Below are 5,679 nucleotides of genomic sequence, written 5' to 3' on the forward strand. Positions count from 1 at the left end.
CTTCCAGCAAATCAGCCAGCTGCTGGAGGAACGCCTTTCCATAGGGATGCTCCGTGGCCGGCGCCTGCAGATTCAGGTTACTCATCGTTGCTATTTTGGAATCATCGGTAGCAAAGGAGGTATCCGTGATGGCGGGACCCAAATAGTCAAAGAGTAAGGAGGCATTGTTTTCGGCCAGTTGCGCGATGTCGGCGCCGCGGTCCACCGGTACATTGGAAGAAGGATAACGCCGGAGGGCAAATGCTGTGCTGCCTGCAGGGGTAAGAACATAGCGGTCTGCATACGGAGAGGCCAGGCTGCGCTCTTCCGTTAACAGCTGCCGGGAAAGCACGGGATCCAGCTCAGGCAGGAAGTGGACATCGCCTGCCTCCATCGCCTTCAAGAAGCTAAAGGGGGTATCACTGATAATCATATCCACCCGGTTGAGTTGGATGTCGGAAGCAGCATAATAGTTTTGGAACTTCGAAAAGACGAAGGTAGAGTCACTGGAGCGCTGCGCAAAGGTAAAAGGTCCGCTGCCCACCGGGGTGAAATCATTCATACCTGCCCCGACTGCTTCTTTCGGGTAGATGACCGCCAGGGGAAGAGCCAGCTTTTGAAGAAAATCAGGATCCGGCTGATTCAATTCAAAGACCACCGTCGTGTCGTTGGGAGTCTGAATGCCGGAAATACGATCCAGCTGCCTTAGCTTTGGATTGTAGATATGCCGCTGTTCCCGGAAATACTCATCGAAGCCTTCAATATTCATAAACAGCCGGGCGGCTCGCGGGGGTACCGTATTTTTGGCCATCCGTTCGAAAACAAAAGGCACATCGTCGGCGGTAAGCTTTCGCCCCGTGCCGCTGCCAAAGATGTCGCTGTCGTGGTAGTATACATCCGGTCGAAGGTGAAAGGTATACCTGCGATCATTGGTACCCACCGACCAATTTTGAGCAATAGCGGGAGCGATGGTTCCTGCTTCATCAAATCGAACCAGTCCCTCATATACCAGCTGAATGGCCCGTATGTTGGTGATGTTGTCGGCCAAAAGTGGGTCCAGCGAGCTGATGGACTGGTACTCCCCGATATTGAGCTGTCGAAAAGCGGCGTCCTGTTGTTCCATAGCCGGAGACTGTTCCACGGTGTCGCTTGGAGCCGTCGTTTCGGGGTCGCGATCTACCACGATCGTTTCCGGCTGTTTACAGGCCGTAGCAACAGCCACGATAAACAAGAAAATCATAACACGATCGGCAGTGGAGAATATATTCATAATTCTGATAATTTAGAGATCGTCCGGCAAGAACAGGACGCATTGGTCATTCAGATGTTTGTTTTGTTCCTTTGAGTCCCTTGATACCTTTAACGGCCTTTTCACTGAGCAGGTTGGTATCATAGGAGCGTATACGCCCCATTTTTAGCTGATGTTGCTCCAGGGCGATCTCAATGAGTTTTAGCATTAATTCACGCATATTCATTCCACTTTCCTCCCACAGATAAAAAGAAAACGAGCCGGGAATGGTATTGATCTCGTTAAAATAGACGTCTTTGGTATCGGCATTTACCAGGAAGTCGAGCCGGGCTACCCCGCTGGCACGGAAGATTTTAAATATCTTCCGGGAAAGCGACTGAATATGCCGGGTCAATTCGTCAGAAATATCAGCCGGGATCACGCGATCGGCCGAAGCCATGCCTTTTTGTCCCCCGTCGTCATTTTGATATTTGTCCTCAAATGAAAGAGTCTCTTCCTGTCCCAGGGGACGCTCACAGACACTCGTCTGCATCTCCTCGGTGGTGCCCAGTACCGAACAGTTAATCTCCATGAGCGGGGTTACAGCCTGTTCGATCATCAGGTTGTTGTCGTACCGGAAAGCCGTTTCCACCGCTTCTGCCAATGCTTGTTCATCTTCCGCCTTCGCCACCCCGATGCTGCTGCCCAGGCTAACGGGCTTAACCATGACGGGATAGCTGAGCTTTTCGGCATAATGGAATACCGACTGCCGGTCGTTGGCCCATTCCCTTTCATAGAAATCTAATTCATCCACGACCGGCAGGCTGTGAGCCCGGCACAGCTCTTTGGCTTTCACCTTGTCCATGCCCAGGCTCGAAGCGAGCACCCTGCTGCCGGCATAGGCGATGTTGTACATTTCGCACGTTCCCTGGAAGGCCCCGTTTTCGCCTTCCGAACCGTGAAAAGCCGGAATCACCGCGTGGATGGGATGCTGTGCCGGCGAGCGGAATAATCCTTTCTTTTCCGTTTCCTGCAGCACCGGCTTGCCCAGATCATCATGGGCGAAGGTACAAGCCGTGGCCCGGTCGACCAGGGCATCCAGGTCCTGATAATTTTCAAGGTCAAGAAGGGGAGGGCCCGTCAGCCACCGGCCCGATTTTGAAATATACAGGGGAATGATGGTGTAGTCGCTATCCTCCAGGGAGGAGATAACCTGCATGGCCGAGAGTACGGATACTTCATGCTCGGGAGAAACGCCCCCAAAGGCAACAACAATGTTTCTGTTACTCATAAAATCTTATCATCGTTAAATTTATTCAACTTAATGATAAGAAAAGATCATCTCAGATGTGATATAAATGACAGAAGTTTGCAAGCCATAATAATAGCCCGCTGTTTTATCAGCTACCTGTTATTGCGGGAATGCAGGGGAGTTTCGCATCAATCCTTATGTTGGGCCATGTAATACAGCTGCATCACGCGCAGCTCGCTGTATCCGATGGTTTTGTCCAGTTTGTTGTAGACAATGCGCAACATCCGGGCTCCCACCTCGTCCATCACTTTCATCACTTCATCGCGCTTTCGGACGGAGAGTGAAGAGGCGGCGGCGATTCCTTCGGTTCTCAGATCATTTCCCTCTTCCAGGTAGGTTTTCAGGTGCTTGATGATGGTAACTTCCTTGACGCCGTGCTCTTCGGCCAGGTGATCGATCGACTGTCCATTGTTGAAGGCCTCGCCCACCTGCTGAAATTTTTCACCCGATGATTTTTTCCTCTTCTTTTTCTTCAGTGATTTCTTGCGTGGCTCCGCGTCATTTTCTTCAGCGTATTTTTTAATAAGTCTTAGAAAATCCTTCCCGTATTTCTTTTGCTTGACCGACCCCACGCCGTAGATAGCAAGCAAATCGTCCTCGTCCCGGGGGAAATAGTAGGACATCTCCATAAGCGTCGTATCGGGGAAAATAACATAGGGAGGAATGCCCTGCTGATCGGCCATCTCTTTGCGTTTTGCGCGCAGTTGTTCAAAGAGATCCCGGTCATAGTCGTTTTCTACATCCGAAGAGGTGCGTTCGATCGCATCATCCCCGATGACAGTATCGGTGCGGTCAAGTACCCCGAATACATTTTCCTGCCCGTTCAGTACCGCCCTGGCCTGTTCCGTTAGTTTCAGTGCGCCGTAATTTTCATCGCGGCTCAGGTACCCCTGTCGCACGAGCATGCGTGCCAGCAAGATCCACTGCTCCTTCGACCACTCATTGCCGATATCATAGGTCGAAAGCTCCTCATGACCGTTTTCAATCACTTTCTTGGCCGTGGAACCGCGCAGCACATCAGCGATGTGATAGGCCCCGAATTTCTGTTCCGTCCGGGCCACACAGGAGAGAAATTTCTGTGATTGCACCGTCAGGTCCTCCACTTCCGCGTCAACCGACAGGCAGTTATCGCACATGCCGCACTCGTCGTGGGGGTAGGTCTCGCCAAAATAGTTCATCAGGGGCTTGCGGCGACACTCATCGGTTTCCAGGAACTTCATCAGGTCTTTCAGGTGCTTTTCGGCCACCTCCTTCTCCTGGCCCTCTTTCTGGTTGATGAAATACTGGATTTTTTGCTTGTCGGACCGGCTGTAGAGCAGCAGGCAATCGGAACGCAAGCCATCACGCCCCGCCCGGCCGATCTGCTGGTAATACGATTCTATATTCTTGGGCATGTCGTAGTGCATCACAAACCGCACGTTGGGCTTGTCGATGCCCATCCCGAAGGCGATGGTCGCCACAATAATGGAGATGTCGTCACGAATAAAAAGCTCCTGATTGCGGGCCCGCACCTTCTTGGAAAGTCCCGCGTGGTAGGGCTTCACCGAGTGCCCTTCCTTTTTCAGGTCCACATACAGTTCCTCAACCTGCCGGCGCGAAAAGCAGTAGATGATGCCGGACTGTTTTTTCCGGGTATAAAGGAAGTCGAGCGTCTGTTCAACCGGGTCGTCTTTGTCGGCCACCTTTAAGAACAGGTTTTTCCGGTCGAAGCTGGCCAGGAAGGTTTCGGAATTGTCCAGTTCAAGAATCTGCTCGATATCCTTTCGTACGCGCGGGGTGGCGGTGGCCGTCAGGGCCAGGCAGGTCGCATCCGGAAAGTCGTCGCGCACTTCGTTCAGCTGCCGGTATTCGGGACGAAAATCATGTCCCCACTCCGAGATACAGTGCGCTTCGTCAATGGTAAACAGGTCCACCTGCCGGTTGCTGAGCAGCTCCCGTGTCTGGGGCATGAGCAGCGTTTCGGGGGCCAGGTACAGCATTTTGACTTCGCCGCGCTTCAGCTTTGCCACATTGGCCTGGTACTCCTCGGGGGAAAGCGAGCTGTTCAGGTAGATAGCGGGAATCTCGTACTGGCGGAGCTGCTCAACCTGGTCCTTCATCAGGGATATGAGGGGGGAGACGACGATGGTTAGTCCGTCAAAGAGCAGTGCGGGGATCTGGTAGCAGAGCGACTTTCCCCCGCCGGTCGGCATGATGACGAGCGCGTGTTTTTTTTCCAATACCTGGGTAATGACATCCTCCTGGAGGGGACGAAAGTCTTCGTAGCCAAAAACATTATTGAGCTTGTTTCGTGCTTCTTTAATCATGGATCGCTGAGGTTACTTGATTAATCAGATTTCGCGGATCATGTACTAAGCAAGCGAAATTAATCAGTTTAATCTGTATTAAATTTACTGTTAATAAAACGTTTAAAATTCAGGCTGTGTTCGTCGGAATTAATGAGTAGCCCAATTTCTAACTGACAGGCTTTTAAATAGTTCTGAATTTGGTTGTAATGAGTGGACCTTCACTGTACGACCGGTGACATTACCAGTAATGCTGCTGTATTTATTATTTTGATTCATAAATTTACTGATTTATTAGTAAGATACTATAAGAGCCCAAATCCTTACATGATAACAATAAATCAATATAATCAGCTTAAGCAATGGAATCAGCGATCCTACTTGCTGAGATAGAGGTTCTTAAACTCGTACGGCTTCTTGAAATGTTCGTCGTTGAAATCTTCCATAAAATAGATCGTCTCGCCGGTCGACTTCATCTCCGGACCGAGTTCCTTTTTTACCTCGGGAAATTTGTCGAAGGGAAAGACCGGCTCCTTGATGGCCCATTTGTCGAGGGTGGATGTCAGCTCTTCTTCACTGAAGTCCTTTAGTTTGGCGCCCAGCATAACTTTTACGGCGATTTGGGCTTCCGCACGTCCGGTAGCCTTTGCCAGAAAAGGGATGGTTCGCGTCGATCGCGGATTAGCCTCCAGCACATACACGTCATCCCCTTTCACGGCATACTGCACGTTCAGGAATCCTACAATGGCCATATGTTTGGCAATTTTCTCGTGATAGGTTCGGATTTTATCCAGCGCCTCGTCGCTGAGCGAATAGGTCGGAATAACCGCCGTGGAGTCGCCCGAGTGCACACCGGCCGGTTCGATATGCTGCAT

3 protein-coding genes and 2 pseudogenes are annotated in these 5,679 nt (G+C 51.1%); all 5 read right to left on the reverse strand.

Annotation, left to right across the window (positions count from 1 at the left end; genetic code table 11):
• Positions 1-1,249, reverse strand: a 1,249-nt coding sequence (locus tag ACESLU_RS10725) for an ABC transporter substrate-binding protein (RefSeq protein ID WP_372638647.1), incomplete at its 3' end; no start/stop codon positions are given.
• A 46-nt stretch (positions 1,250-1,295) separates the two neighbouring features.
• Positions 1,296-2,498, reverse strand: coding sequence for a D-alanine--D-alanine ligase family protein (locus ACESLU_RS10730; protein WP_372638648.1), 1,203 nt, complete (start codon positions 2,496-2,498; stop codon positions 1,296-1,298).
• A gap of 149 nt (positions 2,499-2,647) precedes the next feature.
• Positions 2,648-4,825 carry a DNA helicase RecQ gene (recQ, locus tag ACESLU_RS10735; protein WP_372638649.1) on the reverse strand — a complete coding sequence of 726 codons (2,178 nt, stop codon included), beginning with the start codon at positions 4,823-4,825 and terminating at the stop codon, positions 2,648-2,650.
• Positions 4,826-4,893: 68 nt separating this feature from the next.
• Positions 4,894-5,010, reverse strand: a pseudogene (locus ACESLU_RS10740) (GxxExxY protein); the annotation flags it as partial.
• A gap of 171 nt (positions 5,011-5,181) precedes the next feature.
• Positions 5,182-5,679: pseudogene (locus ACESLU_RS10745) on the reverse strand (carbamoyl-phosphate synthase large subunit); the annotation flags it as partial.

Origin of the sequence: Fodinibius sp., assembly GCF_041642155.1 — a bacterium.
Taxonomy (GTDB): domain Bacteria; phylum Bacteroidota; class Rhodothermia; order Balneolales; family Balneolaceae; genus Fodinibius.